This window comes from Mycobacterium sp. 4D054 (genome assembly GCF_052245755.1).
GTDB lineage: Bacteria > Actinomycetota > Actinomycetes > Mycobacteriales > Mycobacteriaceae > Mycobacterium.
On sequence record NZ_JBQQCF010000018.1, the window covers coordinates 88,524 to 114,851 of the forward strand.

Below are 26,328 nucleotides of genomic sequence, written 5' to 3' on the forward strand. Positions count from 1 at the left end.
CGTGCGCCGAATGTTGGTGCATGCGAAGCAACTTATTTCCCGAACTGCGCGAGGGGCCGGTCGGGCAGCCCCGTCAGCCCCCTGCGCCCCGTCCGTATCAGGCGCCGAGCGTCCTGGTGAACCCGTCCGGAACCAGGATGTCCTCCCGGGTCAGCTCGTGGATCGAGGACTTGCCCAACCCCATCAGCGCCGAGTCGATGCCGCCGCGCAGAATGTCGAGCACGTTCTCCACACCCGCCTGCCCGTTGGCCGCCAGACCCCACAGGTAGGCGCGGCCGATCATGACCGCCCGGGCTCCCAGAGCAACGGCCTTGACGACGTCGCTGCCACGCCGGATCCCGCCGTCCAGCAAAACTTCGACCTGATCGCCGACGGCGTCGGCGATGGCCGGCAGGCAGCGGATCGCAGCCGGTGTGCCGTCGAGGTTGTTGCCGCCGTGGTTGGACACCGTGATCGCCGAAACCCCAGCGTCCACAGCGCGTTTGGCGTCGTCGACGCGGACGGTGCCCTTGAGCAGGAACGGGCCGCCCCACTGCTCGCGCAGCCAGGCCACATCCTCCCAGGTCGGCGGCGGCGTGCCCATCCACTGTCCGTAGGCCTCGAAGAACGTCGGACCGGGTTCGCCGCGGCGGCCCTGGTTGGGCACCCGCAGGTCCGGCGGCCGCAGATGCTTGGCGAAGCTGAGGAACCAGCGCGGCTTGGTGATGACCTCGGGCGACATCCGGATCATGGTCTTGAGATCCATCCGCTCCGGGATCGTCGGGCTGCCCCAGTCCCGGCCGTGCGCGAAACTCCAGTCGGTGGTCAGGATCAGGCCTTTGGCGCCCGCCGCCCTGGCCCGCTCCATGCGCGCCAGGATGTCGTCGCGGCTGCCCAGCCAGTAGATCTGGAAGAAGATCTTGTCGTTGACCGCGGTGACCTCCTCCATGGGCTTGCTCGCGAACGAGGACAGGCCCATCGCGGTGCCCCGCGCCGCGGCCGCGCGCGCCACCGCCACCTCGCCGTCTGGGTCGATGGCCTGGACGCCGGTCGGCGAGATGATGACCGGCAGCGAGATATCCTGTCCCATCACCGTTGTCGCCATCTCACGCTTCTCGGTCGCGCCGATGACGTGCGGCGCGAAGCCGAGCTCGGAGAAGGATTCGACGTTGTCGGAGACCGTCACGCCCTTCTCGCTGGCCGAGATCAGCGACGAGTACGCGGACTTCGGCAGCCGCTTCTTCGCGCGCTGCTGGGCGATGGCGACGGTTTCGAACCAGGTGTCACGTGCCATGGGGGTCTATACCGGGCTTTCGTTGCAGAATTTCTTGGGAGGAGCGCTCAGCAGGGTGAGCGGGATGGGGCCCTTCGGCGTGCGGCCGCCCGAGCGGGAATGGTCCACGCTGGACTTGGGCTTGTCGCGTTCGAGCGCCAGGGCGGGCTCGCCGTAGCCCTGCACGCACTCCGGGTCCGGCCCGTCCATCGGCAGGCCGGTGAAGAACTTCGCGGCCATGCAGCCACCGCGGCACGCGTCGTAGTGCCCGCATCCGCTGCAGGCGCCGGCCGACTGCGGCTCACGCAGCTCCCGGAACAGCTCGGAGTTCTGCCACACATCTTGGAAACCGTTGCTGGTCAGAATGTTTCCGGCGAGGAACTTGTCGTGGATGGCGAACGGGCAGGCGTAGACGTCACCGACCGGATCGATGAGGCACACGACGCGGCCGGCACCGCACAGGTTCAGGCCGGCCAGCGCGCCGGGCTCGCCGAGGCCGGACAGGTGGAAGAAAGAGTCGCCGGTGAGCACCCGCTCGCCGTGGGCGACCAGCCAGTCGTAGAGCTGGACCTGCTGAGCCGCGGTCGGGTGCAGTTCGTCCCAGACGTCGGCGCCGCGGCCCGACGGGCGCAGCCGCGTGATGCGCAGGGTGGCGCCGTAGGTGTCGGCGAGAGCCTTGAAGTCGTCGAGCTGGTCGATGTTGTGGCGGGTCACCACAACGGAGATCTTGGCGTCTTTGAAGCCGGCCTCTTTGAGGTTCTCCAGCGCGCGTACGGCCATCGCGAACGAGCCGGGACCGCGCACCGCGTCGTTGACCTCGGCGGTCGCGCCGTCGAGTGAGATCTGAACATCGACGTAGTCGCTGGCGGCCAGTTTCGCGGCTACCTCCGGGGTGATCCGGACGCCGTTGGTCGAGAACTTCACGCCCACGTGGTGTTCGGTCGCGTAGTCGACGAGCTCCCAGAAGTCGCTGCGCACAGTGGGTTCGCCGCCGCCGATGTTGACGTAGAACACCTGCATGCGCTCGAGCTCGTCGATGATGTCCTTGCACTGCTGGGTGGACAGCTCACGCGGATCGCGTTTGCCCGACGAGGACAGGCAGTGCACACACGACAGGTTGCACGCGTAGGTGAGCTCCCACGTCAGGCAGATGGGCGCGTCCAAGCCGCGCTCGAACTGGTCAACCAGCCGGGGCACCGGGGCGGCGAGTGTCATGGGGTCTCTCCTGGGTCGGCGATGAGCATCTGCGACTGGACGAGCACACCCAGCGCATGGAAGTAGGGCGCCTGGGCGTCGTCGTCGATTCCGGCGGCGCGGCAGGCAGAACGAGCGTCGGGGTGATCAGAAAGCGAATTGATCACCTCGACGATCGTCCGGTTCTTCAGAAACGACAGCTTGCGGGTTCCGAAGTGGTAGAGCAGTGCGCCGAACGGCTCCGGCCGCACCGCCACCTGCGGATGCAACCGCCAGTGCCGGTCGGCATCAAAGGTCGGCGCAGTCATGCTCAGTAGACCCCGCACATCCCGTCGATCGAGACCTCTTCCACCAGGCTCTCGGTCACCAGCTCCTCGGCCTGAGCGTGCTGATTCTGATCCATTGATCTGGCCTTTCTACTGACTGGACCCCGGGTAGGGTCTCGACTTTGTGATGTAGGTCGCTAACAATATGGCATCGGGTGCCGGAACGGAAGAGGAAATCGCGATGACCGCCGCCAAGCCGCGCGTGGGCCGCCGCCGGTCCACGAGTTTCGAGCACATCAGCGACGTCGCGATCGACTTGTTCATGACCCGCGGCTTCGACGACGTCAGCGTCGATGACGTCGCGGCGGCCGCCGGGATCGCCCGGCGCACCCTGTTCCGCTATTACCCGTCCAAGAGCGCGCTGCCGTGGGGCGATTTCGACGCCCACCTCGAACGCATGCGGGAGCTGCTCGACGAACTCGACCCGAGCGTGCCGATCCGCGACGCACTACGCACCGCGCTGCTGGCCTTCAACGACTTCGACGACACCGACCGACACCGGCAGCGAATGCGACTGATTTTGGAAACCGAAGCGCTACAGGCATATTCGATGACGATGTATGCGGGTTGGCGCGCCGTGGTCGCGGCGTTCGTGGCAGGACGGCGGGGAGTGGACCCGGCCGAGCTGATGCCGCAGACGGTGGCGTGGACGATGCTGGCCGTGTCGCTGTCAGCCTACGAATACTGGCTGGCCGACGAATCGGTGTCACTGGCCGCCGCGTTGGGCGACGCGTTCGACATGCTCGCCTCGGGTCTTGCCGGTCTGGAAACTGGGGTGTCGGAGTTCGGCGCCTGACGGCGACGATAGGGATGTGAGCGCCCAACCGGATGGCGAGCACGCTCCGCGGGCAATGCTCGCGCTGTACGACGAGGCCCTACCCGCCGTATACGGGTACTTCGTCAGGCGCTGCGGTGACCGCGGGACGGCCGAGGACCTGACGTCGGAGACCTTTCTGGCGGCGATGGATGCTGCCAGGAAACCGTCCCCGCCGAACCTGACCGTGCCCTGGCTGATCGGAGTGGCCCGCCACAAGCTGGCGGACCACTACCGGCGGCGCCACGATCGGTTCTCGGTGCCGGTGGCCGAGCTGCCCGAACCCGCCGATCCCCACGACACATGGGATGGGCACGTGGACCGCATCGTCGCCGAGCAGGTACTGGCCCGGCTGCCCGAACAGCACCGCACCGTGCTCGCGCTGCGCTACATGGACGACTGCTCGGTGCCCGAGTGCGCCGAGCTGATCGGGCGCACGGTACACGCCACAGAGGCGTTGCTGGTGCGGGCGCGGCGGGCGTTCCGGGCCGAGTACCCACAACTGGAAGGAGGACTGCCGTGACCGGACACGATCCGCTCGACGTACTTCGCGGCGGCGACCTCCCCGTGACGCCGGATCCCAAGTTCGCGCAGCGACTGCGCGCCAGGCTGGAGTCGGCGGCGAATCTCTTTGCACAGCAACCTGATCGAACCCAAGGAGTGACCATGAGCGGAACAGACACTGCACTCGCCGAGCTTTCGCGGCCCGCGCCGGTCTTGACGAGCGCCGCGGTCCCCTACCTGACCGTCGCCGACGCCCGCGCCGCGATCCGCTGGTACGGCGACGTCTTCGGCGCCGTGCTGGTCGGCGACCCGGTGGAGATGGACGACGGCCGGGTCGGCCATGCCGAGCTGGCTCTGTCCGGCGGCGTGCTGTACCTGGCCGACGAGTATCCCGAGATCGGACTGAAAGCGCCCTCGTCTGAGTCTGTCTCGGTGAGTCTGATGCTTCCCGTCAGCGACACCGACGAGACGCTGGACCGCGCCAGGATCAGCGGCGCGCGCATTCAGCGTGAACCCTACGAGGCCCACGGGGGACGCAACGCCGCCCTCTTCGACCCGTTCGGACACCGCTGGATGCTTACGGGGCCGGCGACAGGCGCCGCGCTGCCGATCCAGCACGGCGACGTCGGTTATGTGTCGGTGTGGACGCCGGATGCGCGCCGGGCAGCGGCCTTCTACGGCCATGTGCTGGGGTGGGTCGTCGATTCCGCGACGCAGACCGTCACCAACGTCGGGCAGCGGATCGGGCTCGCGTCCGCCCCAGAGCAGCACACGCTGTTCTGCTGCTATGCGGTGACGGACCTCAAGGGCGCACGAGAGAGCATCTTGGCCGGCGGTGGGACCGTCGGCGAGGTTGAGGGATTCCCGTTCGGTGATCTGTTGCGCGCGAGGGACTCCCAGCGAGTCGAGTTCGGCGTGTATGTGCCGGAGCGGACGGAACCGAGGCCGTTGCTCAACGGTGGGGGCCAGGGCGAGCTGTCGTACATCACCTATCAGGTGCCGGACTCGGCGGAGTTCAAGGCGTTTTACAGCGGGGTGATGTTCTGGAGGTTCTCACCGGGAAGGGTCGAAGACGGCTGGGGAATTGAAGGGGCACACCCGATGTCGGGCGTTGCGGGCGGCACCACACCCGCGGTGATCGTGCCGATGTGGACCGTCGACGACATCGACACTGCGGTGTCCCGCGTGCGGGAAGCCGGCGGCACCGTGATCGAGGAGCCCTCGGAGCAGTCATACGGCAAGTCCGCGCTGTGCGCCGACGACCAGGGCACGCGCTTCTATCTCGGGGAGCTCTAGAACGGTGGTGGATCGTCGCCGTAATCGGGTGGAGGCTGCGCCTTTCGGGGTTGCTGCTCGATGACTCGTTGCGCGGCGTTGTATTCACGCTCGGCTTTGATGCGGGCAGCCCTGTCCGCGGCTCGGGTGCGTTGCCGTTTGGGCATCTGGACATCGCGACCCCACCCCGGTGGTGGCTGGGTCATCGGCGGCAGTTCCGCGGTCGTCGTGTTCCACGTCGGGAAGAACAACCGACTGCCGGGTGTCGTCGTGTAGGTCTGCCCGGCCGGCGTGGTCCAGATGACGGTGCCATCGGGTAGTTGTTTGTCCCGCCAGCCGTCGGGACCGCCCCAGAATGTTTTCATCAAGTGGTGAGTTCGGCACTTGCAGTGCATGTTCGACGCGTGAGTGGGCCCGTACGGGTATGGCACGACGTGGTCGATGTCGCAGCGTTCGGCGGGAACATCGCATCCTGGGAAGCGGCAGAACAGGTCGCGGGCGCGGATGAATGCGGCCAGCTTCGCCGAGGGCTGGTAGTGCGGTTCGGGATCAGGGCCGGGCAGCCACAACGGCGTGATCAAGGCTCCCGAGCGGATGGCTTCAGCCAACGCCGCGGTCGGCAGGACCTGAGCCCCCGCAAGCAACGCCACCCCGGAATTCTTTGCGCAGGAATCGGTCTCGGCCTCGGGGGCAATCACCTGCTGAGCGGCGTCGACCGCAGCCTCGTCGGCGATCACGTGAATCACGACGTTCGATTTAGCCGGACCACTCGCGGTGCACGCCGAAGACCCGCACCGGCACGGCAGATGATCTTCGCCTCGACCGATCGCGCCCATGGCATCCGATCGCCGCTCGCCCATCGGCCGCGGATCCGCGTCACACAGACCCTTGACGAGCCTGGCGATTCGCGCTTTGTACGCCGCGGCGTCGGGAGGCAGGATCAACCCCCAGATCGAGGTGACCTCGTTGGGATCGTCATGAGCCCCGATATGCACATCCCGCTTCTTGAGAACGTCCTTCGCACGGCGTACCGCGTCGCGGTCGTGGCGCTCGATCTCGGCGTTGATCGCCTTGACCAGTTTATCGTCGGACAGCGGCCCCCATTTCTCGGCCTTGCCTGCCAGCCCCGCATCGACGACGGCGATGAATTCGTCGGTGACCAGGTGCGTGCGCCAGGTGATCTCGGAGATCAACCGGGCACTCAGACGGCCCTGCTCGTACAGGGCCGCAACCCTGGGCAGTCGGTGGCGCAGCGCCGTCGCAATGCACATCTGGGCCGAGGCGCGCTGCTGGCTGACCGACAGTGCGGCGCCGACGTGGCACGCGGCATTCTTCCACGGATCGAAGGCCCACATGCCTCGTTCGTCGTCATCCTCGACCGTCAGATCCACCAGTTCGGCGATCGCGGCCAACTTGCGCGCAGCAGCCTGGGCTTCCTCGCGCGCAGCCTGCTCGATCGCAGCGATCAAGGCCGGCTCATCCAGCCCCGCATGCATTCTTCCGAACATGTGTTCGATACTACCGGGCCGCGGGGACAAATCCGCCGCCTCTTCACAACCCTCGCCGAGATTGCATCCACGGCGGCAATATCACGGAAATCACCGCACCAGAAGCAATCTCGGCGTGAAACCTAGCCGAGCAGTTCCGAAATCGGCGCACCCGCGGCGATCTTGGCCCGCACCTTCATCACCTTGCCCGGGAACCCACCTCCGACCACGCCGACCACGATGCCATCGCGCTCGTAGTAGGCCAGGAACTTGCGTCCGTCGTCCTCGACGATGTGCACGGTGTCGGTGGCCTCGGGCTCACCGAGGGCCTGGATCTTCACGTCGTACTGGTCGCTCCAGAAGTACGGCACCGAGACCGCGGCAGGCGGTTCCTGACCGAGCATGGTCGGCACCAGAACGCGCGCCTGGTCGGCGACGTTGCTCCAATGCTCAACGCGCACTTGACCGCCGACGGTGTCACGCCACGAAGCGACGTCACCGATGGCCCACACGTGTGGCGCGCTCGCCCGGCCGGCCTCGTCGCAGACCACACCGTTGTCGACCTCGATCCCGCTACCAGCGAGCCAGTCCGTCGCCGGATGCGAACCGATCCCGACGATGACGATGTCGGCATCGAGCTCCGAGCCGTCGCTCAGCGTGACCTTGCGGACGCGGTCGTCCCCGCTTACGCCCGAGACGCCGACACCGCAACGGACATCGACCCCCTCGGCCCGGTGCAGTCTCGTGACCAGCTCGCCGATCGGCTGCCCCAGCACCGACGCCAGCGGCGCGGGCTGCGGCTCCACGAGCACCACGTCGACGCCCATCTTGCGCAGGCTGGCAGCGACCTCGCAGCCGATGAATCCGGCGCCCACGACGACCGCGTGCCGCGCCGTACCGGCCTCCTGCCGGAGGGCGAGACTCTCGTCGAAGTTACGCAGTACATGGATGCCCGGCAGGTCCGGAAAGGACGGAATGCGCTTCGGCACAAGCCCGGTCGCGATGACGAGCTCGTCGTAACCGAGCTGCGTTCCGTCGCCGAGGGTTACGGTCTGCGCGGCGGTGTCGACCGACTTCACGCCGTTGCCGAGCAGCACGGTGATGTTGTTCTCGGCATAGAACTCCGCCGGCTTCAACGTCACGTCGTCGGTCTCGGCGCGCAGCACCTCTTTGGACAGCGGCGGCCGGTCATACGGCAGATGGTCCTCGTCGCTGACGATCGTGACGGCTCCCGCATACTCCGACCGACGCAGCTGCTCAGCCGTGCGCGCAGCGGCCAGGCCGCCGCCCACGATGACGACACCGCCTGCTGCCCGGGAATCCTCAGAAGTGCTCACGTGGGCTTTGTACACGATGGCAACCGGACGATGTGCGCCACCCCACAACTACCCGCTCAGCGCGGCGCGCGCTCGATCAGGTTGGAGAGCACCACGATGCTCTCACTGCGCTCGATGTCGGCGCTGGCCCGGATGCGTTCCAGCGCCTCCTCCAGGTGGCGCATGTCGCGCGCGAGCACATGCAGGATCGCGTCGGAGGTGCCCGTCACCGTCGCGGCGCTGACCACCTCCGGGATGTCCTTCCAGGCCGCACGCAGCTGCGTGGGCGCGATCGTGCCGTGACAGAACACCTGGACGTAGGCCTCCGTGGTCCAGCCCAGCGCGCTGCGGTCGATCACCGTCGTGAATCCCTTGATGACACCGGCGTCCACCATGCGGTCCACCCGGCGCTTGACCGCCGGCGCAGACAGGTTCACCTGCTGCCCGATGTCGGCGAACGTCGCTCGCGCGTTGTCGGCCAGCTCGGCCAGGATGCGCTCGTCTGTCTCATCGAGACGGTCCATCACCACTCCCGCGCAACAAAGCCCCACAGAACAGCACCCAGCACAACAGATCTGCGGTAGACACGCAAGATTCGTCGATTGATTGCGTCAACTACCCTCCTTATCGTTGATTCGTGACGACTGACCTCGCCGGCGCCCCGGATACCGCGCAGACCGTTGAACGCACCGCGCGCCCGCGCCGCTATGTCATGACCGCGCCCCTGTACTTCGCCGTGGAGTACGAAATCAACCCGTGGATGGACGCGTCGGCACCCGTCGATCCGGAGCGCGCGCTGTCTCAGTGGGAGGCGCTGCGCAACACGTATCTCGACCTCGGCCACACCGTCGATCTCGTGGAACCGCTGCCGGGGTTGCCGGACATGGTCTACGCGGCCAACGGTGGCACGGTCATCAACGGCGCAGCCGTGGTCGCCCGGTTCGCGCACCCCGAACGCGCCGGCGAGGCGGTCGCCTACGCGGAATGGATGTCATGCAACGGCTACGTTCCCGCGCGAACCCGGCACGTCAACGAGGGGCAGGGCGACTTCCTGACCGTCGGCTCCAACCTCCTTGCCGGTCACGGGTTCCGCACCGACCGGCGGGCGCACGCGGAGGTCGGCGCACACGTCGGCATGCCGGTCATCAGCCTGGAGCTCGTCGACCCGCGTTTCTACCACCTCGACACCGCGCTGGCCGTGCTCGACGACGCCACTGTCGCCTACTACCCGCCGGCGTTCGCGCCGGCCGCCCGTGCGGCACTGGCCGACCTGTTCCCCGACGCCATCGAGGTCGCCAGCGCCGATGCCTACGTGCTGGGCCTCAACGTCGTCTCCGACGGTCTCAACGTGGTGTTGCCCTCGGCTGCAACGGGTTTCGCCCAGCAGCTGCATCAGGCCGGCTTCCGGCCGGTGCCCGTCGACCTGTCCGAGCTGCTGAAGGGAGGCGGCTCGGTGAAATGTTGCACGCTGGAGGTACACCCATGACGGCCATGATTTCGCGCACCGCTTCCACCGTCGACCTCGACAGCCGTCACGTCGCGCACAACTACTCGCCATTGCCCGTTGTGGCCGCGAGCGCGGAGGGCGCCTGGATCACCGACGTGGAGGGTAGGCGCTATCTCGATTGCCTGGCCGCGTACTCCGCGGTGAACTTCGGGCACCGCCACCCCGAGATCATCGCCGCGGCGCACGCCCAACTCGACGCGGTGACGCTGGTGAGCCGCGCCTTCCACTCCGACCGTCTGGCCCCGTTCTGCGCGGCACTGGCGGGGCTGTGCGGCAAGGACATGGTGCTGCCGATGAACAGCGGCGCAGAGGCGGTCGAGAGCGGCATCAAGGTGGCACGCAAGTGGGGGGCCGACGTCAAAGGGGTCAGCGACTCCAACATCGTGGTGGCACACAACAACTTCCACGGCCGCACCACGACGATCATCAGCTTCTCCGACGACGAGACCGCCCGTCGCGGATTCGGTCCGTATACGCCCGGCTTCCGGGCGGTGCCGTTCGGGGACGCCGACGCCCTCTCCCGCGCCATCGACGACGACACCGTTGCCGTGCTGCTGGAACCGATCCAGGGTGAGGCCGGCATCATCGTCCCACCCGACGACTACCTGCCGCGGGTACGCGCACTGTGCACCCAGCGCGACGTGCTGATGATCGCCGACGAGATCCAGTCCGGCCTGGCTCGCACCGGGCGGACGTTCGCGTGCGACCACTGGGACGTGGTGCCGGACGTCTACCTGCTGGGCAAAGCCCTCGGCGGGGGCGTCGTGCCGCTGTCGGCGGTCGTCGCCGACCGCGACGTCCTCGGCGTGCTGCATCCCGGTGAGCACGGCTCGACCTTCGGCGGCAACCCGCTGGCCGCGGCGATCGGCCGCACCGTCGTCGGCATCCTGGAGCGAGGCGAATTCCAGCAGCGCGCAACTGAACTCGGAGCCCACCTGCACGCACGGCTGCGTGGGCTGATCGGCCGCGGCGTGGTCGCGGTGCGCGGCAAGGGATTGTGGGCCGGTGTCGACATCGACCCGGTCCACGGCACCGGAAAGCAGGTCAGCCTGCGGCTGACCGAGCTCGGCGTGCTCGTCAAGGACACGCAGGGATCGACGCTGCGCTTCGCGCCGCCACTGGTGATCACCGCCGACGAGATCGACTGGGCGGTCGACCGATTCGCCGAAGTGCTGGGCGCCTAGTACTTCATCGTGCCGCGGTCCACCGCGATCTGCGAGCCCGAGATCGTGGCCGACGCGTCGCTGGCCAGCCAGGCCACCACCTCGGCGACCTCCTCGGCCGTCATGAATTCCTGCAAGCCCGGCTTGCCGTCGCGGGCAACCGGTTTGAACGGCATAGGGGCGAAGCTGTGCAGGAAGGTGGGGTACTTCGAGAAGATCTGCATCATCGCGTCCTTCTCGATCATCGGGGTGTCGATGGAGTACGGGTGAATGGAGTTCACCCGGATACCGAACTCCCCGGCCTCCAGGGCCAGCGCGTTCGTCAGCGCCACCAGCCCGTGCTTGGACGCCGCGTAGTGCGCGTTGCCCGGGGTGGCCTTCAACCCGGCCGACGAACTGACGATGACGATCGAGCCGCCGTTGCCGGCCGCGATCATCGCCGGCACCGCGGCGCGGATGGTGCGCCAGGTGCCGTTGAGGTTGACGTCGACGACGGTGTCCCACTGCTCCGCCGACATCTCCCAGATGCGGCCCCAGCTCAACACCCCGGCGTTGGCCACCACGATGTCGAGCCGGCCGAACTGCTCGACGGCGTCGGCGACGAGCTGCTGCTGGGCCGCCAGGTCACGGATGTCGACCTCGCGGGCGAGCACCTTGCGACCGGTCGCCTCCACCAGGCGCACCGTCTCGGCCAGATCCTCGGCTGTCGGCATCGCATAGGTGATGGTCTCCGAGACCGGCTTACAGACGTCGATCGCGACGATGTCGGCGCCGTCGGCCGCCAACCGAACCGCGTGCGCGCGGCCCTGACCGCGCGCGGCTCCGGTGATCAGCGCGACGCGACCTTCAAGGGGTGCACCTGATGCCATGGGGATCAGGCTAACAGCAGAATTAGAACGTGTTCTAGAGTCCGCCGATCACAGGTCCGCGATGATCTGCCGGCGCTTGGCGGCGTACTCGTCATCGGTGATCGAACCGGTGGCGCGGAGGGTCTCGAGCTCCTGAAGACGTTGCGCCGTGGTCGGTTCGGCCGACGGCGCCAGGTAGGCGGTGGCCGCCGGCACCGGTGGCGGCGGGACCTGCGCAGCGGCGGCTTGGCGGACGATGTTCTGCACCTGCTGGCGCGCCGCGGGATTGGAACGAAGGTCGATCATGGCGTCCATCCCGATGCCGTGGGCCTTGAGCACCTGCAGGATCTCCATCAGCGCGTCGGTCTGGCCGGTGAGGTCGTAGGTCCGGTTGTCGTCGGAGACGCTGAAGGTCGCAGGCATCATCCCGCTCACCAGAGCGCTGCGCTCCCAGTCGATCTGGTAGTCGTTCGTGGCGGGGTCCACCAGCACGGCGAGCTTACGGCTGGTGATCATCGGCAGCCGGCTCACCGACGCGACGACCTGATCCTGCGTCGAGAACGGCGTGATGCCGGGGCCGGACACCTGCAGGTCGAGCTTGACCAGCGGCTGGTCGTTGATCCGGGTGTTGGTCTCGTGGATGCCGACGACCTGCCCCAGGGCCAGCACGCCGGAGGCCTCCAACGCCTGCTTCTTGGCCGCCGAGCGGACGCCGAGGTTGGTGATCACCAGCGCGATCAGCACGTCGACGGCGGTGATCAACAGACCGACCCAGAACATCCACTTCATCAGCGGGTCACCGCCGGTCGCGAAGTAGATCGCCAGGAAGATGGGACCGACGATGCCGCAGAGCAGCACGAAGAGCTGGATCTTCACATATCGCCAGAAAGTCGACATGCGGTGATTATGACCGTTGAACGGCTCAGGAACCTGCTGTTACCTGCACGGGAGCCGCGGGCAGCGGCGCGGGAGCCTGACTGACGAGCTGGTACAGCGGCATCGTCCACGGATCCATCGCGCTGGCCCGGCGGGCGTAGCTGGTGTGCACCGCCACCGCCGCCGGGTTCATCTCGTCCTCGGCCTCGGGATCGTAGTCGCATACCGCGTCGCCGAGATCGCACACGCTGATCGTCCGGGCGCCCATCGTGGGCGGCAACGGTGCGGGCGCATGAGCGAGGATCGGCCAGTCCTGCGCGACGCCCTTGCCGGCGCCCGGCACCGACACCACCGAGCCGATGTTGATGGTCGGGTCCTGCGGCAACCGGTCGCCGTCGGCGACGAGCAGCGCGGCCGCCAGGTTCGGGCTGGCGTCGAGGGAATGCAGGTTGCGGTGCACGACCATGGCGCCCTGCGAGTAGCCGGCCAGCACCACCTGGGTGGACGGGCACTGCGCGACGAACGCCTGGTACTGCTGGCCGAGCGCGGCCGTGCCGGTGTCGACGCTGCCGATGAAACCAGCCCAGTCCAGGATGCCGCCGTCTTCGGGCACCTCGGTGGCGGGATAGTTCACGGCCTCGGCGGTGATCGTCCGGCCGGTCTGCTGCACCAGCGAGGCGAAGTCGCGGTAGGACTTGTACACGACCCGCCCCATGCCCGCGTCGGCGGACAGGTCACCGGCGCGCTCGCCGGAACCGGCGGCGCCGATCCAGTGGACGTCGGGACAGGCGGGCTGGGCGGATGCGGTACCGGCCGTCAAGCCCATGATGGCAGCGCCGCCGAGAACGGCGGCGCCCGCGACTGCGGCAATGCCAGAACTGCTCACTACGAACCTCTTCACTTCGAACCCGGCCGACCCCTCGACAGCCGTCGCACCATACATCGGACTTGCCGTCGGGGGCGTTACACGGCTTCCCCCACACAAAAGTGGCGCCCACCCGTTCGGGTGAGCGCCACTGTTGTTGGCTGAGCCTAGATCACTTGATGATCTTGGTAACCCGGCCGGCGCCGACGGTACGGCCGCCCTCGCGGATCGCGAAGCGCAGGCCCTCATCCATGGCGACGGGCTGGATCAGCTTGACGGAGATGTCGGTGTTGTCACCGGGCATCACCATCTCGGTGCCCTCGGGCAGGGTCACCACGCCGGTCACGTCCGTGGTCCGGAAGTAGAACTGCGGCCGGTAGTTGTTGAAGAACGGCGTGTGGCGGCCGCCCTCGTCCTTGGACAGGATGTAGACGCTGCCCTCGAACTCGGTGTGCGGGGTGGTGGTGCCGGGCTTGACCACAACCTGGCCACGCTCGACGTCCTCGCGCTTGATGCCGCGCAGCAGCAGACCGACGTTGTCACCGGCCTGGCCCTGATCGAGCAGCTTGCGGAACATCTCGACACCGGTGACCGTGGTCTTGGTGGTGTCGGGACGGATGCCGACGATCTCGACTTCCTCGTTCACGTTGATGATGCCGCGCTCGACGCGACCGGTGACCACGGTGCCGCGGCCGGTGATCGTGAAGACGTCCTCGACGGGCATCAGGAACGGCTTCTCGGTCTCGCGGACCGGATCCGGGATCGACTCGTCGACGGCCTCCATGAGCTCCTCGACCGACTTGACCCACTTCTCGTCGCCCTCGAGCGCCTTGAGCGCCGAGACCTTGACGACCGGGGCTTCCTCGTCGAAGTCCTGGGCGGCCAGCAGCTCGCGGACCTCCATCTCGACGAGCTCGATGAGCTCCTCATCGTCGACCATGTCGGCCTTGTTCAGGGCCACCAGGATGTAAGGCACGCCGACCTGGCGGGCCAGCAGCACGTGCTCGCGGGTCTGCGGCATCGGGCCGTCAGTGGCGGCGACCACCAGGATCGCGCCGTCCATCTGGGCGGCACCGGTGATCATGTTCTTGATGTAGTCAGCGTGACCGGGGGCGTCGACGTGTGCGTAGTGACGCTTGTCGGTCTGGTACTCCACGTGGGAGATGTTGATGGTGATACCGCGCTGACGCTCCTCGGGCGCATTGTCGATCTGGTCGAATGCGCGCGACTCGTTCAAATCGGGGTACTTGTCGTGCAGAACCTTGGTGATTGCTGCAGTCAGCGTGGTCTTGCCGTGGTCAACGTGACCGATGGTCCCGATGTTGACGTGCGGCTTCGTCCGCTCGAACTTCGCCTTCGCCACTTCTGTGTCCTCCTGGACTGTGTTGGTGCTTTGGTTAAAGCAGGTTGGTTTCTTCAGTTGTGGTCCGAAGACCCGGGCCAGATTACTGACCCGTGGCCTTCGCGATGATCTCCTTCGACACGTTCGCCGGAACCTCGGCGTACGAGTCAAACACCATGGAGTAGTTCGCCCGGCCCTGGGTCTTCGACCGGAGGTCTCCGACGTAGCCGAACATCTCCGAGAGCGGAACCTGCGCCTTGACGACACGGGCACCGCTCCGCTCCTCCATGGCCTGGATCTGACCACGGCGGGAGTTCAGGTCGCCGATCACGTCGCCCATGTAATCCTCGGGCGTGGTGACCTCGACGGCCATGATGGGCTCCAGGATGACCGGCTGCGCAGCCTGCGCGGCCTTCTTCAGCACCTGGGAGCCGGCCACCTTGAACGCCATTTCCGACGAGTCGACCTCGTGGAACGCGCCGTCGAGCAGGGTGACCTTGAGGTTCACCAGCGGGTAGCCGGCGAGCACGCCGTACTGCATCGCGTCCTGCGCACCGGCATCCACCGACGGGATGTACTCGCGCGGGATGCGGCCACCGGTGACCTTGTTCTCGAACTCGTAGGTGGCACCGTCCTCGCCGCTGAACGGCTCGAGGTCGATGAGCACCTTCGCGAACTGACCGGAGCCACCCGTCTGCTTCTTGTGGGTGTACTCGACCTTCTCGACCTTGCGGCGGATGGTCTCGCGGTAGGCCACCTGCGGCTTGCCGACGTTGGCCTCGACCTTGAACTCGCGGCGCATGCGGTCGACCAGGATGTCCAGGTGGAGCTCGCCCATGCCGCCGATGACGGTCTGGCCGGTCTCCTGGTCCAGGTGCACCTTGAAGGTCGGGTCCTCTTCGGCGAGCTTCTGGATCGCGGTGCCCAGCTTCTCCTGGTCGCTCTTGGTCTTGGGCTCGATGGCGACCTCGATGACCGGATCCGGGAACGTCATCGACTCCAGCACGATCTGGTCGTTGGGGTCGCTCAACGTGTCACCGGTGGTGGTGTCCTTGAGCCCGATCACGGCGTAGATGTGGCCGGCCGAGGCACGCTCGACGGGGTTCTCCTTGTTGGCGTGCATCTGGAACAGCTTGCCCAGCCGCTCCTTCTTGCCCTTGGTCGAGTTCACGACCTGCGAGCCGGACTCGACGGTGCCCGAGTACACGCGGACGTAGGTCAGCTTGCCGAAGAACGGGTGCACGGCGATCTTGAAGGCCAGCGCCGAGAACGGCTCGTCGGTCGACGGCTTCCGGGTGATGACCTCGTCTTCCTTGCCGGGCACGTGACCCTGCACGGACTCGACGTCCAGCGGCGACGGCAAGTAGTCGATGACCGCGTCGAGCATGGGCTGCACGCCCTTGTTCTTGAACGCGCTGCCGCACAGCACCGGGTACAGCTCGCTGGCCACGGTCAGCTTGCGGATCGCGCCCTTGATCTCCTCGACCGACAGCTCCTCACCGCCGAAGTACTTCTCCAGCAGCGCCTCGTCGGTCTCGGCGACCGTCTCGATCAGCTTGGTGCGGTACTCCTCGGCCTTGTCGGCCAGATCGGCGGGGATGTCCTCGACCTCGTACTTCTCGCCGAGGGCGGTCTCGCCGCGCCACACCTTGGCCTTCATCTCGACCAGGTCGATGATGCCGATGAAGTCGTTCTCGGCACCGATCGGCAGCTGGATGACCAGCGGCTTGGCGCCGAGGCGCTCCTCGATGGTGCGCACGGTGAAGTAGAAGTCCGCGCCGAGCTTGTCCATCTTGTTGACGAAGCAGATGCGCGGCACGTCGTACTTGTCGGCCTGACGCCACACCTGCTCGGACTGGGGCTCGACGCCTTCCTTGCCGTCGAAGACGGCGACCGCACCGTCGAGCACGCGCAGGGACCGCTCCACCTCGACGGTGAAGTCGACGTGTCCCGGGGTGTCGATGATGTTGATCTGGTTCTGGTTCCAGAAACAGGTGACGGCAGCCGAGGTGATCGTGATGCCCCGCTCCTGCTCCTGCTCCATCCAGTCGGTCGTGGAGGCACCGTCGTGCGTCTCACCGATCTTGTAGTTCACACCGGTGTAGTAGAGGATGCGCTCGGTCGTCGTCGTCTTACCGGCATCGATGTGGGCCATGATGCCGATGTTGCGGACCTTGCTCAGGTCGGTCAGCACGTCCTGTGCCACGGAAGTCTTCTCTCTCGCTTGATCGTTGCTGTCGTCAGCTGTGGCTACTCACGCCCGCGAGCATTGCCCGCGGGCGTGCGATCACCAGCGGTAGTGCGCGAAGGCGCGGTTGGCCTCAGCCATCTTGTGGGTGTCCTCGCGCCGCTTGACGGCGGCACCCAGGCCATTGCTGGCGTCGAGGATCTCGTTGGCCAGGCGCTCGACCATGGTCTTCTCGCGACGCTGCTTGGAGAAGCTGACCAGCCACCGCAGGGCCAGGGTGACCGAACGGTCCGGACGGACCTCGACGGGCACCTGGTAGGTGGCGCCACCGACGCGGCGGCTACGGACCTCGAGCGCCGGCTTGACGTTGTCCATGGCCCGCTTCAGCGTGACCACGGGGTCGGTGCCGGTCTTCTCACGGGCCTGTTCGAGCGCACCGTAAACAATGCGTTCGGCCAGCGATTTCTTCCCGTCCAGCAGAACTTTGTTGACCAGCTGGGTGACCAGCTGCGACCCGTAGACCGGGTCGTTGACCAACGGACGCTTGGGCGCGGGTCCCTTGCGCGGCATCAGCTCTTCTCCTTCTTCGCGCCGTAGCGGCTGCGGGCTTGCTTACGGTTCTTGACGCCCTGCGTGTCCAGTGACCCGCGGATGATCTTGTACCGCACGCCGGGGAGGTCCTTCACACGGCCGCCGCGCACCAGCACCATCGAGTGCTCCTGCAGGTTGTGGCCCTCACCCGGGATGTATGCGGTGACCTCGACCGCGCTGGTCAGGCGCACGCGCGCGACCTTGCGAAGTGCCGAGTTCGGCTTCTTCGGGGTCGTGGTGTACACGCGGGTGCACACGCCGCGACGCTGCGGGCTGCCCTTGAGGGCCGCGGTCTTCACCTTGGCGATCTTGTCGCGGCGACCCTTACGGACCAGCTGGTTGATGGTTGGCATGTACCGGCTTTCTCTGTTCCTCGTCGTTCTGACGTGCGTGCTTGGTTCGTTTTAAGTTCTCTGTACTGCTGTTATGCCCGCGAGGGTTACCCCGCGTCCGGGCGTGTCGCATGCGGCCGCCGCTGACTGCAGGACAGTTTCACGGCACCCCGCGAGAGCGAGACATGCGAATTCGCCCGGCGTACAGGCATGCTGCGCCGTATCAGCCAGGCACGAACGTCCACAATACCAGGGCCGCATACCTCAACAAAACCCGCTGACCTGCGAATCTCCGATCGTTACTGCTCAGCGGAGGCGCATACCGGCGGCCAGCCGGGCCACCATGTCGGTGAACACGGCGTCGGTGTCGATGCCCGCCATCACCCCGGTCATCTCCAACAGCACGAACCCGTGCATCGCCGACCAGAACTCCAGCGCGGCGTGGAACGCGGCGTCGCTCTCCAGCCCGAACGTGCCCAACACCTCGATGACGGGCGCCGCCGCGGCGTGCGTCGCCTCGGTGAATTCCGGGTCGTCGCCCCCGAGCGGCATCCGGGTGAACGCCGAGTACCGGCCCGGGTGGTGATGCGCGTAGCTGCGGTACGCGCTGGCCATGACCATCACCGCGTCGTCGGGGGTGCGGCCCTGCCCGACGGTGTTGAGCATGTCGATGATGTCGCCGACCACCCGCATGCGCACCGTGCGGCGCAGGTCGTCGAGGCTGTGCACGTGGTTGTAGAGCGACGGCCCCTTGGTGCCGAGCTGATTGGCCAGGGCGTTGATGGTCAGCGCATCCCAGCCTTCGCGGTCCAGGAAGGTCAGCGCGGCGTTGACGATGGTGTCGCGACTGAGCTTGGCGGATCGCGGCGGCCGAGCAGCCATGCCATCCCCCTCGCGTCGGTCAGGTCGCCCGGGATGAGCCGGGCCAGCGAGCAACTCTAGTTCACGCGCTGTTGGCTGAGCTGCGCCAGTTGTTCGATCACCCCGCACAGATCGGGCATGGCGGTGGCGTTCATCGTCTGGATCGACCAGGTGATCACGTCGGCCCCCTTGGCGACATAGATGCTGCAGGCGGTCTCGTCATAGGCCTTGAAACCCTTGTTGCCGTCGACGGTCATCTCGGTCAGGGTGCGGCCGGCGCGCTCTTCGAGTTCCCGCTCGGTGTTCATGTCGCTGCCGCGGTACCACCACGTGGAGATACCCATGCCGGCGCCGACGCTGTCGGTCATGGTGTCCTCCTGCCAGAAGCAGCCGGCGTCGCTGACCACCGCAGGGACGTAGAGGTCGGGGCCGGCCGCGGCGGCGATGTCGGCGTCGGTGATGCCGTTGCAATCCACGCTCTCGAAGCCCGCAGCGCCCGCCGGCACAGCCGGCCCGTCCGCGCCGTCGTGTTCGGGCCCGCCGCATCCGGCCAGCAGCACGCCGATCGCCAGGCCCGCGCAGAGGCGGGCGGTGATGCGAATGCTCACGTCACATGTCCGAGCGCAGTGTCGCCGACAGCAGTTTCTCGGCGTCGATGCACGGATCGCCGGTCGTTTGCCCCCGGTACTGCACCCACCAGCTCAGCACTCCCGAGCCCGCCGCAGCCGTGGCCGAGCAGGCGGCCCCGGTGGTGTCGCGGCGCGCGGCGAAGGCTTTGCGCCGCTCGACCACGACGTCGGTGACGGCGGCGCCGCGGGCGGTGGCCAGGTCGCGTTCGCGTTGCAGGTTCCCGGCGTCGAACCAGGAGAACGTCACGTCGACGGTCGCCGTCCCAGCCGCGCGGCGGGAGAGGATGTACTGGCACACCGCCCCGCTGTAGGGCCGGGTGATCGCGTCGGCGCCGAGCATGGCCGCGACGGTGGTGTCGTCGAGCAGGCCGCAGCGGTTCTCGAGGTAGCCGTAGCTCCGATCGGCGTCCACGGCGACGACGTCGGCACGCTGCGCCGTTCCGGTCACGGTCTGCGCACAGCCCGCAACCGTCGCCGTCGTGGCGAGCGCCACGGCGAGGGACCGTCCGACACCACCAAAAACCCGGAGCATCGCAGCTCACGGTACCTGTCTTGGTGAAGCCCGACAGTGCGAGCGCGCGACGTCGTAGGCTGCCGGTGTGACTTCATCGGTTGGCGGGCGTCTGTGCACGGTGAGCGGACTTGTGGTGATGGCTGCACTGGCCTCGGTGAATCCGGCGGCGCACGCCAAGAACGGCGATACGCACATCACCGGGATCGGCATCGAGCAGACCATCGACTGCAATCAAGCCACGCTGATCGTTTTGGGCAACAACAACCGGATCAACGCGCTCGGAACCTGCTGGGCGGTGACGGTCCAGGGTTCGTCGAACGTGGTGATCGCCGACAACGTGATCAACGACATCACGGTGTACGGCTGGGATCAGACGGTGTTCTATAAAAACGGCGAGCCGGTCCTGTGGGACCGCGGCCGCGAATTGGGGATGACAAACCGCATCGATCGGGTACCCGCCTAGGCATGCTGCTTCGTCGCCTGCCACTTCTCGGACTTGCCGGCGCCGCGACCTTCGCGGTGGTACTCACCGGATGCGGATCCACCAGTGACGACACCAATAGGCCGACGGCGACGGCCGGAACGTCGGGGGCGCAGGTCGAGATCGGCAACACCATCAACTACGGGTCGTTCGGCACCACCGCGGAGATCGACTGCGCCGACGGCAAGTCACTGAATGTCGGAGGTTCCAACAACACGTTGACGGTGGTCGGCACGTGCGCGAACGTCAACATCGGCGGCGCCGACAACAAGATCTCCATCGACCGCGTGGACACCGAACTGTCCGTGGTCGGGCTGAACAACACCGTCACCTATCGCGACGGCGATCCCAAGGTCAACGACACCGGCAGCAACAACAGCATCACCAAGGGCTGACCGCTCCTACGCCTTCTGGCCGTGCCGGCCGGCGCCGGACGCGAACCGGGCCGCGCCCTCCAGCGATTCGGACGCCACCCGCGACAGACTGCCGAACTCGACGTCCATCGCTTCGGCCTCCGACATGCCCCACTGGCTCAGCACCGACATCCGGTCCGACCGCAGGCACTGCTGCGGCAGGGCGGCCAGCTCGGCGGCCAGCTCCTCGGCCCGGTGCCGCGCTTGCCCTTTCGGCACCACCCGGTTGGCCAGGCCGATGGCGAAGGCCTCGTCGGCATCGACCGCGCGGCCGGTCAGGATCAGGTCCATCGCTCGGCTGTGCCCGATCAGCCGCGGTAGTCGCACGGTGCCGCCGTCGATCAACGGGACGCCCCAGCGACGGCAGAACACCCCCATCACGGCGTCCTGCTCGACCACCCGCATGTCGCACCACAGCGCCAGTTCCAGCCCGCCGGCGACGGCGTATCCGCTGATCGCGGCGATCACCGGTTTGGACAGCACCATCCGGCTCGGCCCCATCGGCCCCGGTCCGGTGCGGTGCACCGGATTCGACTGCGGCGTGCCCATCGCCTTGAGATCGGCTCCGGCACAGAAGGTTCCGTTGTCGCCCCAGAGCACGGCGACGGCGGCCGACTCGTCCTTGTCGAACTCCTCGAACGCGGCGTGCAGCTCCAGCGCCGTCGGGCCGTCGACGGCGTTGCGCGCGCGGGGGCGGTCCAGCACCACCGTCGTCACCGCGCCGTTCTTCTCCACCCTCACACTCATCGGGCCTCCGTCAGTTCCACACCGTCGCGCCGCGAGACCATCTCGGCGGCGAAGTCTTCGTACGCGGCGCGCAGCGGCGCGCCGGGCCAGTCGGCGGGTAGTAGTCCGTCGGGCAGCACCGGATCGGTCAGCAGGTGACGCACGATGGCCGCCGCGACCACGAACCGTTGTGGAACGTCTCGCGCGGCGGCCATCCGGGCGAGAAGTTCCCGTCCGCGCGCCGCCCAGCCGGCCAGATCCCACAGTTGGGCGGCCAGCGCCACCGGGTCACCGTCGCGGGCCCGCAGCACACGCACCCGTGCGGTGATGTCGGGGCCGAGGTCGAGGTCGACGTTCGCCGGGCGCATCCAGACACCCTCCCGCAGCTCACCGAAACGCCTGTCCTGCAAAGAGTTCCGCAACTGGGCCCGGGTCCTGGCGTCCGTGCCGACACTGGTGATGATCAGAGTGGTCCAGCTACCGTCCCAGTCGTGCCGCCGCGGGGTGATCGCGTCGTCCTGCCGGCGCTGGCGGGCCAGCAGCCGGTCCGAGAGCCGGTATCCGTCCTGCGACCGCACCAGGTCTCCGGCGCCGACCATGCGCGTCAGGGCCACCCGCACCGTCGACTCCCGGATCCCGAAATCGCTGGTGAGCCGGATCAATTCGGCGGCCGTCGCCCACGCCGGGTGGGCGCCGAGCAGCACGCTCAGCACCACCGAGCGGGCCGTCATCCGCATCGGTCACACCCCGGAGGTGGTACGGCCGTGGTCACCGAACGGTTCGTCTCGTTGACGCACCGCCTCACGGAAGCCGTGTTCGCGGGCCTGCGCGACGAAATCGTGCCCCTCCGGCGTGTGGCGGGCGATACCGTCGAACACCATCGAGATCATCGCGCTGTTGGCGACGCCCTGGTTGTACAGCGCGCTGTTCATCGCGAGCTTGACCATGATCAGCTGGTTGACCGGCACGGCGGCGATCCGTTCGACCAGTCGCTCGGTGCGGTCGTCGAGGTCGGCCGGGTCGGGCGCCTCCACGGCCAGGCCCCACTCGGCGGCCTGTGCGCCGGTGAGGCAATCCCCGGTCAGCAGAAGACGTTTGGCGCGTTGATCGCCCAGCCGGTGGGCCCACATGCCCGCCGCGGGCACACCCCACACCCGGGTGGGCGGATAGCCGATCTTGGCGTCCGCGGCAGCGATCACCTGATCGGCGTGCAGCGCGATGTCGGTGCCGCCGGCCACGCAATAGCCGTGGATCTTCACCACGGTCGGCTTGTCGCACCGCATCAGGCTGGAGAAGCCCCGCACGAAACGGCTCATCATCTGATAGTCGATCATCGGATCCCACGGCCGATCGGGCAGATGGTTAATCGCCTGGGTCCTGCCGGACAGCACGGTGTCGCGGTAGGGGCTGCCGCCACCCGCCGACGAGGATCCCTCTGCGTATGCCGACAGGTCGAAACCCGCACAGAAGCCTTCCCCGCGGCCGGACACCAGGATCACGTGGACGTCCGGGTCGAGGTCTGCGCGTTCGACGAGCGCCGAGAGCTCCAGGGGCGTGTCGGCGATGATCGCGTTGCCCTTCTCGGGGCGGTTGAAGGTGATACGGGCGACTCGGTCGGTGACCTCGTAGGTCATCGTCTTCAGGTCGTCGAAGTCGACGGGCCTGATCGCGTGGGTCATCAGGCTTTGACCATTGTCGGGTTGAGGTCCTCTAGCTGGGTATCTGGCATGTCTTTCATGTTACGTTTTTTCGACAGTCGCACAACAGCCGTAACAGCCATTTCGGGCCGATTCCCGAGGACGAATTTAGCTCGCGCGGGTGGAGAAATCGCGCGGCGGGCCCGACGATCCTGACGGACATGAAATATGACGAGTTCATCTCCAGAGTGGCCTCCGGAGTCGGTGTCAGCCAATCAGAAGCTGAGACACTCACCCGCGCGGTGCTGGCTACACTTGCCGAACGCATCACCGGCGGCGAGGCCCGCGACCTCGCCGCCCAGTTGCCTGTTCCGCTCCAGAACCCATTGCTGCCCGCGAAGGAAGAAGCCGAGGCCTTCGATTTCGTCGAGTTCGTTCGCCGCGTCGCCGACCGTAGTGGGACCGACGTCAATACGGCCGAGCTGGCTGTCGACGCGGTCTTCGACACCCTGCGCGATGCCGTCACACCGGGTGAGTTCAACGACGTCCTCAGTCAACTGCCTGACGACTTCAAGAGAGTGGGCATCCCGCCGCGGTAGGTGGCCACGACCGCGTCATGCCTTGACCAGAGCACGCTCGATGATCGGCGCCAAGTCCAGGCCGATGGGCAGCGTGCCGAAGGCGCCACCCCACTGACCACCGAGCCTGCTGGCCAGGAACGCCTCGGCGACCGCGGGATGGCCGTGGCGCGCTAGCAGCGACCCCTGCAGTGCCAGCGAGATGTCCTCCGCGACTTGGCGGGCGCGGTACTGGATGGTCTCGGGATCGCCGAGCTGGGGCCGCAGACGTTCGACGTGGGCGTCCAGGCGGGCGTCGTGCCCCTTGGTGGTGGCGAGCTCGTCGAACAGCACGTCGACGCACTCCGGCCGGGTGGCCATGGCGCGCAACGTGTCCAGCGCGCTGACGTTGCCCGAGCCCTCCCAGATGCCCATCAGCGGCGCCTCCCGGTACAGCCGCGGCATCCCCGAGTCCTCGACATAGCCGTTGCCGCCCAGACACTCCATCGCCTCGGCGGCATGCGGCGTGGCTCGCTTGCACACCCAATACTTGGCGGCCGCCAATCCGATTCTGCGGAGCAGGGTTTCGCGTTCGTCGCCGCGGACGGCGCGGTCGGTGGCGCCGGCCATCCGCATCGCCAGCATGGTCGCGGCCTCCGCCTCGACCGCGAGGTCGGCGAGCACGTTGCGCATCAGCGGCTGGTCGATCAGGTACGCGCCGAACGCCTTGCGGTGCTGGGCATGGTGGGCCGCGCGCATCAGCCCGTTGCGCATGCTCGTCGCGCTGCCCAGCGTGCAGTCCAGCCGGGTCAGGTTGACCATCTCGATGATGGTCGGCACCCCGCGGCCTTCCTCCCCGACCAGCCACGCCGTCGCCCCGTCATACTCCACCTCGCTGGAGGCGTTGGCGTGGTTGCCGAGCTTGTCCTTGAGGCGCTGCAGGAACATCCGGTTGCGGGAGCCGTCGGGCAGGATCCGCGGCAGGAAGAAGCAACTCAACCCGCCTGATTTCCCGTCGCTTCGCTCGCCCCGGCCGGGCGTCTGGGCGAGCACCAGGAAGAGGTCGCACATCGGCGCGGACGTGAACCACTTGTGCCCGGTCAGCCGGTAGGTGCCGTCGCCTGTGGGGACAGCCTGCGTGGTGCCGGCCCGGACGTCGGAGCCGCCCTGCTTCTCGGTCATCGACATCCCCGCGGTGAGGCCGGGCTTGGTCGCCGGCACGGCGAGTTCGGGGTCGTAGATTCGGCTGGTCAGCAGCGGCTCGTAGAGCGCCGCCAGTTCCGGATTGTGGCGCAGGGCCGGGACGACGGCGTAGGTCATCGAGATCGGGCAGACGTGTCCAGCCTCCGGCGTCCACACCGACATCTTGGCGGCGCGCACCACGTGCGCACCCGGTCGGTCGTCGGCCCACGGTGCCGCGTGCAGACCGTGCCCGATGGCGACGCTCATCAGTTCGTGGTAGGCGGGGTCGTACTCGACCTCGTCGACGCGATGGCCGACGCGGTCATGGGTGTGCAGGACAGGACGGTTGCGGTCGGCGAGTTCGCCCCAGCGCTGGGCTTTGCGGCCGCCGGCCACTGCGCCCAGTTCGTGGACCTCGTCGACGCCCCAATCCCCGCCTTCGCGGATCAGCGCCTCGGCGAGGACAGGGGACGCGGCCGGGTTGAAGTCCTCCAGCAGGGGGACCTGATTGGCGACGACGTGCGTGCCCGCGGAGGTGCACAGCGTTGGAGCAGTAGGCATGCACACACTGTTACATTTTCTCGACGGCTGCACAAGAACATGTAACGTCGCCCTGATGGCCGGCGGGCCGACGTTAAGCTGCCCGAGTGGACGACCGCACGTCCGCGGTATCGGGCAGAGACGTCGGGCGCCTTCTGCTGCGCTGCGAGGACCGTCCCGGCCTGGTCGCCGCTGTCAGCGGGTTCCTCGCCGGTCGTGGCGCCAACATCATTTCCCTCGACCAGCACTCGACGGCGCAGTCCGGCGGGATTTTCATGCAGCGCACGATCTTCCATCTGGCGGGTCTGACGGCGGTGCGAGACGCGCTGGAACGATCCTTCGCAGAGCACGTGGCCGACGAATTCGGCATGGACTTCCGCCTCACGGAGGCGGCGAAGCCCAAACGCGTCGTGATCATGGCCTCGCGCGAGGACCACTGCGTGCTCGATCTGCTGTGGCGAAACCGCCGCGGTGAGCTCGACATGTCGGTGGTGATGGTGATCGCCAACCATCCCGACCTCGCCGACGACGTGCGCCCTTTCGGCGTGCCGTTCATCCACATCCCGGCGCACAGGGGGATTCGCGCAGAGGCCGAGCAGCGCCAGTTGGACCTGCTGCGCGGCAACGCCGACCTCGTGGTGCTCGCCCGCTACATGCAGATCCTGAGCCCGCGCTTCATCGAGGAGGTCGGGTGTCCGCTGATCAACATCCACCACTCGTTCCTGCCGGCGTTCATCGGCGCCGCACCGTACCACCGTGCGAAGGAACGCGGCGTGAAACTTGAGGTGAGCCCCCTGTAGTGGTCCAGTCGTTGTGGGACTCTGTTGCCCGAGTGCTCGGGCAGGAAGAATCAATGACGACATGGCAACGAACAAGCGCCGGCGGCACACTCCGGATCAGATCATCCG

Annotated in this window: 29 protein-coding genes and 1 pseudogene; 9 read left to right on the plus strand and 21 right to left on the minus strand. The window is 67.3% G+C overall.

Annotation, left to right across the window (positions count from 1 at the left end):
- Window positions 1–97 precede the first annotated feature (97 nt).
- The 4 genes from mftD to mftA are packed head-to-tail and all read right to left on the minus strand — an operon-like array spanning window position 98 to window position 2,849.
- Window positions 98–1,273, minus strand: coding sequence for a pre-mycofactocin synthase MftD (gene mftD / locus ACTWP6_RS15160; protein ID WP_260757253.1), 1,176 nt, complete (start codon window positions 1,271–1,273; stop codon window positions 98–100).
- A 6-nt stretch (window positions 1,274–1,279) separates the two neighbouring features.
- Window positions 1,280–2,467: a mycofactocin radical SAM maturase gene (mftC, locus tag ACTWP6_RS15165; protein WP_260757252.1), complete on the minus strand. Its 1,188-nt coding sequence runs from the start codon at window positions 2,465–2,467 to the stop codon at window positions 1,280–1,282.
- Entirely contained in the window at window positions 2,464–2,754 is a 291-nt protein-coding gene (gene mftB / locus ACTWP6_RS15170; protein WP_260757251.1) for a mycofactocin biosynthesis chaperone MftB, read from the minus strand. The genes mftC and mftB overlap by 4 nt, the downstream gene beginning before the upstream one ends.
- A 2-nt stretch (window positions 2,755–2,756) precedes the next feature.
- Entirely contained in the window at window positions 2,757–2,849 is a 93-nt protein-coding gene (gene mftA, locus ACTWP6_RS15175) for a mycofactocin precursor MftA (protein WP_222880338.1), read from the minus strand.
- A gap of 104 nt (window positions 2,850–2,953) precedes the next feature.
- Here mftA and mftR point away from each other — a divergent pair, with 104 nt between their 5' ends.
- The 3 genes from mftR (at window position 2,954) to ACTWP6_RS15190 (ending at window position 5,386) form a co-directional block, all read left to right on the plus strand.
- The gene (mftR, locus tag ACTWP6_RS15180) at window positions 2,954–3,568 is read left to right on the plus strand and encodes a mycofactocin system transcriptional regulator (protein ID WP_260757250.1); all 615 of its coding nucleotides are present in this window, start codon (window positions 2,954–2,956) and stop codon (window positions 3,566–3,568) included.
- A 16-nt stretch (window positions 3,569–3,584) separates the two neighbouring features.
- Window positions 3,585–4,109, plus strand: a complete 525-nt coding sequence (locus tag ACTWP6_RS15185) for an RNA polymerase sigma factor (RefSeq protein ID WP_443188109.1) — start codon at window positions 3,585–3,587, stop codon at window positions 4,107–4,109.
- Window positions 4,110–4,252: 143 nt separating this feature from the next.
- A complete protein-coding gene (locus ACTWP6_RS15190; protein ID WP_443188110.1) occupies window positions 4,253–5,386 on the plus strand; it encodes a VOC family protein in 1,134 nt (377 codons plus the stop codon).
- Here ACTWP6_RS15190 and ACTWP6_RS15195 read toward each other — a convergent pair.
- The 3 genes from ACTWP6_RS15195 to ACTWP6_RS15205 form a co-directional block, all read right to left on the minus strand.
- Window positions 5,383–6,873 carry a DUF222 domain-containing protein gene (locus ACTWP6_RS15195; RefSeq protein WP_443188111.1) on the minus strand — a complete coding sequence of 497 codons (1,491 nt, stop codon included), beginning with the start codon at window positions 6,871–6,873 and terminating at the stop codon, window positions 5,383–5,385. The genes ACTWP6_RS15190 and ACTWP6_RS15195 overlap by 4 nt on opposite strands.
- 122 nt (window positions 6,874–6,995) lie before the next feature.
- A complete protein-coding gene (locus ACTWP6_RS15200) occupies window positions 6,996–8,204 on the minus strand; it encodes an NAD(P)/FAD-dependent oxidoreductase (RefSeq protein WP_443188112.1) in 1,209 nt (402 codons plus the stop codon).
- 41 nt (window positions 8,205–8,245) lie between these two features.
- Window positions 8,246–8,692 carry an Lrp/AsnC family transcriptional regulator gene (locus ACTWP6_RS15205; protein WP_260757245.1) on the minus strand — a complete coding sequence of 149 codons (447 nt, stop codon included), beginning with the start codon at window positions 8,690–8,692 and terminating at the stop codon, window positions 8,246–8,248.
- Between the two features lie 113 nt (window positions 8,693–8,805).
- Between ACTWP6_RS15205 and ddaH the strand changes: the two genes are divergently transcribed.
- Window positions 8,806–9,654 carry a dimethylargininase gene (ddaH, locus tag ACTWP6_RS15210; RefSeq protein ID WP_396885155.1) on the plus strand — a complete coding sequence of 283 codons (849 nt, stop codon included), beginning with the start codon at window positions 8,806–8,808 and terminating at the stop codon, window positions 9,652–9,654.
- On the plus strand, window positions 9,651–10,859 hold the full coding sequence (gene rocD, locus ACTWP6_RS15215; protein ID WP_443188113.1) for an ornithine--oxo-acid transaminase: 1,209 nt from the start codon (window positions 9,651–9,653) through the stop codon (window positions 10,857–10,859). The genes ddaH and rocD overlap by 4 nt, the downstream gene beginning before the upstream one ends.
- Here rocD and ACTWP6_RS15220 read toward each other — a convergent pair.
- The 10 genes from ACTWP6_RS15220 to ACTWP6_RS15265 form a co-directional block, all read right to left on the minus strand.
- Window positions 10,856–11,707, minus strand: coding sequence for a mycofactocin-coupled SDR family oxidoreductase (locus tag ACTWP6_RS15220; RefSeq protein WP_443188114.1), 852 nt, complete (start codon window positions 11,705–11,707; stop codon window positions 10,856–10,858). The genes rocD and ACTWP6_RS15220 overlap by 4 nt on opposite strands.
- Window positions 11,708–11,755: 48 nt before the next feature.
- Window positions 11,756–12,583 carry an SHOCT domain-containing protein gene (locus ACTWP6_RS15225; RefSeq protein ID WP_443188115.1) on the minus strand — a complete coding sequence of 276 codons (828 nt, stop codon included), beginning with the start codon at window positions 12,581–12,583 and terminating at the stop codon, window positions 11,756–11,758.
- A gap of 25 nt (window positions 12,584–12,608) precedes the next feature.
- On the minus strand, window positions 12,609–13,388 hold the full coding sequence (locus ACTWP6_RS15230) for a cutinase family protein (protein ID WP_443188126.1): 780 nt from the start codon (window positions 13,386–13,388) through the stop codon (window positions 12,609–12,611).
- A gap of 211 nt (window positions 13,389–13,599) precedes the next feature.
- Window positions 13,600–14,790 carry an elongation factor Tu gene (gene tuf, locus ACTWP6_RS15235; RefSeq protein ID WP_067961228.1) on the minus strand — a complete coding sequence of 397 codons (1,191 nt, stop codon included), beginning with the start codon at window positions 14,788–14,790 and terminating at the stop codon, window positions 13,600–13,602.
- An 82-nt stretch (window positions 14,791–14,872) separates the two neighbouring features.
- Window positions 14,873–16,975, minus strand: coding sequence for an elongation factor G (gene fusA / locus ACTWP6_RS15240; protein ID WP_443188116.1), 2,103 nt, complete (start codon window positions 16,973–16,975; stop codon window positions 14,873–14,875).
- Window positions 16,976–17,056: 81 nt separating this feature from the next.
- Window positions 17,057–17,527 carry a 30S ribosomal protein S7 gene (gene rpsG, locus ACTWP6_RS15245; RefSeq protein WP_260757240.1) on the minus strand — a complete coding sequence of 157 codons (471 nt, stop codon included), beginning with the start codon at window positions 17,525–17,527 and terminating at the stop codon, window positions 17,057–17,059.
- Complete coding sequence (gene rpsL, locus ACTWP6_RS15250; RefSeq protein ID WP_003929602.1) at window positions 17,527–17,901, minus strand: 30S ribosomal protein S12; 375 nt, start codon at window positions 17,899–17,901, stop codon at window positions 17,527–17,529. Before rpsL ends, rpsG begins: the two co-directional genes overlap by 1 nt.
- A gap of 285 nt (window positions 17,902–18,186) precedes the next feature.
- Window positions 18,187–18,762 (minus strand): TetR/AcrR family transcriptional regulator, encoded by a 576-nt coding sequence (locus tag ACTWP6_RS15255; RefSeq protein WP_443188117.1) that lies wholly within the window; start codon window positions 18,760–18,762, stop codon window positions 18,187–18,189.
- A gap of 56 nt (window positions 18,763–18,818) precedes the next feature.
- Entirely contained in the window at window positions 18,819–19,349 is a 531-nt protein-coding gene (locus tag ACTWP6_RS15260; protein ID WP_443188118.1) for a DUF3558 family protein, read from the minus strand.
- A 1-nt stretch (window position 19,350) separates the two neighbouring features.
- Complete coding sequence (locus ACTWP6_RS15265) at window positions 19,351–19,902, minus strand: DUF3558 domain-containing protein (protein WP_443188119.1); 552 nt, start codon at window positions 19,900–19,902, stop codon at window positions 19,351–19,353.
- Window positions 19,903–20,020: 118 nt separating this feature from the next.
- Between ACTWP6_RS15265 and ACTWP6_RS15270 the strand changes: the two genes are divergently transcribed.
- A complete protein-coding gene (locus ACTWP6_RS15270) occupies window positions 20,021–20,347 on the plus strand; it encodes a DUF3060 domain-containing protein (protein WP_260757952.1) in 327 nt (108 codons plus the stop codon).
- Window positions 20,348–20,349: 2 nt separating this feature from the next.
- Window positions 20,350–20,760, plus strand: coding sequence for a DUF3060 domain-containing protein (locus tag ACTWP6_RS15275; RefSeq protein WP_260757204.1), 411 nt, complete (start codon window positions 20,350–20,352; stop codon window positions 20,758–20,760).
- 6 nt (window positions 20,761–20,766) lie between these two features.
- Here ACTWP6_RS15275 and ACTWP6_RS15280 read toward each other — a convergent pair whose 3' ends face one another.
- From ACTWP6_RS15280 to ACTWP6_RS15290, 3 genes are read right to left on the minus strand one after another with little or no spacing between them, the layout of a single operon-like run.
- A complete protein-coding gene (locus ACTWP6_RS15280) occupies window positions 20,767–21,525 on the minus strand; it encodes a crotonase/enoyl-CoA hydratase family protein (protein WP_443188120.1) in 759 nt (252 codons plus the stop codon).
- Complete coding sequence (locus ACTWP6_RS15285) at window positions 21,522–22,235, minus strand: PaaX family transcriptional regulator C-terminal domain-containing protein (RefSeq protein ID WP_443188127.1); 714 nt, start codon at window positions 22,233–22,235, stop codon at window positions 21,522–21,524. Before ACTWP6_RS15285 ends, ACTWP6_RS15280 begins: the two co-directional genes overlap by 4 nt.
- Before the next feature lie 9 nt (window positions 22,236–22,244).
- Window positions 22,245–23,183 carry a crotonase/enoyl-CoA hydratase family protein gene (locus tag ACTWP6_RS15290; RefSeq protein ID WP_443188121.1) on the minus strand — a complete coding sequence of 313 codons (939 nt, stop codon included), beginning with the start codon at window positions 23,181–23,183 and terminating at the stop codon, window positions 22,245–22,247.
- A 179-nt stretch (window positions 23,184–23,362) separates the two neighbouring features.
- On the opposite strand from ACTWP6_RS15290, the gene ACTWP6_RS15295 reads away from it, so the two are divergent.
- Complete coding sequence (locus ACTWP6_RS15295) at window positions 23,363–23,740, plus strand: DUF2267 domain-containing protein (RefSeq protein WP_260757201.1); 378 nt, start codon at window positions 23,363–23,365, stop codon at window positions 23,738–23,740.
- Between the two features lie 15 nt (window positions 23,741–23,755).
- On the opposite strand, the gene ACTWP6_RS15300 is transcribed toward ACTWP6_RS15295, so the two are convergent.
- The gene (locus tag ACTWP6_RS15300; RefSeq protein WP_443188122.1) at window positions 23,756–25,441 is read right to left on the minus strand and encodes an acyl-CoA dehydrogenase family protein; all 1,686 of its coding nucleotides are present in this window, start codon (window positions 25,439–25,441) and stop codon (window positions 23,756–23,758) included.
- A gap of 86 nt (window positions 25,442–25,527) precedes the next feature.
- Here ACTWP6_RS15300 and ACTWP6_RS15305 point away from each other — a divergent pair.
- A pseudogene (locus tag ACTWP6_RS15305) lies at window positions 25,528–26,202 on the plus strand (formyltetrahydrofolate deformylase); the annotation flags it as partial.
- Window positions 26,203–26,328: the final 126 nt, after the last annotated feature.

Bases quoted from the DNA above. Each gene is read 5' to 3' on its own strand.
- mftB (WP_260757251.1), bottom strand. From the start codon at position 2,754: ATGACTGCGCCGACCTTTGATGCCGACCGGCACTGGCGGTTGCATCCG.
- rocD (WP_443188113.1), top strand. From the start codon at position 9,651: ATGACGGCCATGATTTCGCGCACCGCTTCCACCGTCGACCTCGACAGC.
- mftR (WP_260757250.1), top strand. From the start codon at position 2,954: ATGACCGCCGCCAAGCCGCGCGTGGGCCGCCGCCGGTCCACGAGTTTC.
- ACTWP6_RS15255 (WP_443188117.1), bottom strand. From the start codon at position 18,762: ATGGCTGCTCGGCCGCCGCGATCCGCCAAGCTCAGTCGCGACACCATC.
- ACTWP6_RS15205 (WP_260757245.1), bottom strand. From the start codon at position 8,692: ATGGACCGTCTCGATGAGACAGACGAGCGCATCCTGGCCGAGCTGGCC.
- ACTWP6_RS15295 (WP_260757201.1), top strand. From the start codon at position 23,363: ATGAAATATGACGAGTTCATCTCCAGAGTGGCCTCCGGAGTCGGTGTC.
- ACTWP6_RS15280 (WP_443188120.1), bottom strand. From the start codon at position 21,525: ATGAGTGTGAGGGTGGAGAAGAACGGCGCGGTGACGACGGTGGTGCTG.
- ACTWP6_RS15265 (WP_443188119.1), bottom strand. From the start codon at position 19,902: ATGCTCCGGGTTTTTGGTGGTGTCGGACGGTCCCTCGCCGTGGCGCTC.
- ACTWP6_RS15195 (WP_443188111.1), bottom strand. From the start codon at position 6,873: ATGTTCGGAAGAATGCATGCGGGGCTGGATGAGCCGGCCTTGATCGCT.
- ACTWP6_RS15275 (WP_260757204.1), top strand. From the start codon at position 20,350: ATGCTGCTTCGTCGCCTGCCACTTCTCGGACTTGCCGGCGCCGCGACC.
- ACTWP6_RS15285 (WP_443188127.1), bottom strand. From the start codon at position 22,235: ATGACGGCCCGCTCGGTGGTGCTGAGCGTGCTGCTCGGCGCCCACCCG.
- ACTWP6_RS15225 (WP_443188115.1), bottom strand. From the start codon at position 12,583: ATGTCGACTTTCTGGCGATATGTGAAGATCCAGCTCTTCGTGCTGCTC.
- ACTWP6_RS15270 (WP_260757952.1), top strand. From the start codon at position 20,021: ATGGCTGCACTGGCCTCGGTGAATCCGGCGGCGCACGCCAAGAACGGC.
- ACTWP6_RS15190 (WP_443188110.1), top strand. From the start codon at position 4,253: ATGAGCGGAACAGACACTGCACTCGCCGAGCTTTCGCGGCCCGCGCCG.
- rpsL (WP_003929602.1), bottom strand. From the start codon at position 17,901: ATGCCAACCATCAACCAGCTGGTCCGTAAGGGTCGCCGCGACAAGATC.
- mftD (WP_260757253.1), bottom strand. From the start codon at position 1,273: ATGGCACGTGACACCTGGTTCGAAACCGTCGCCATCGCCCAGCAGCGC.
- ACTWP6_RS15290 (WP_443188121.1), bottom strand. From the start codon at position 23,183: ATGACCCACGCGATCAGGCCCGTCGACTTCGACGACCTGAAGACGATG.
- ACTWP6_RS15230 (WP_443188126.1), bottom strand. From the start codon at position 13,388: ATGGGCTTGACGGCCGGTACCGCATCCGCCCAGCCCGCCTGTCCCGAC.
- mftA (WP_222880338.1), bottom strand. From the start codon at position 2,849: ATGGATCAGAATCAGCACGCTCAGGCCGAGGAGCTGGTGACCGAGAGC.
- rpsG (WP_260757240.1), bottom strand. From the start codon at position 17,527: ATGCCGCGCAAGGGACCCGCGCCCAAGCGTCCGTTGGTCAACGACCCG.
- mftC (WP_260757252.1), bottom strand. From the start codon at position 2,467: ATGACACTCGCCGCCCCGGTGCCCCGGCTGGTTGACCAGTTCGAGCGC.
- ACTWP6_RS15220 (WP_443188114.1), bottom strand. From the start codon at position 11,707: ATGGCATCAGGTGCACCCCTTGAAGGTCGCGTCGCGCTGATCACCGGA.
- ACTWP6_RS15300 (WP_443188122.1), bottom strand. From the start codon at position 25,441: ATGCCTACTGCTCCAACGCTGTGCACCTCCGCGGGCACGCACGTCGTC.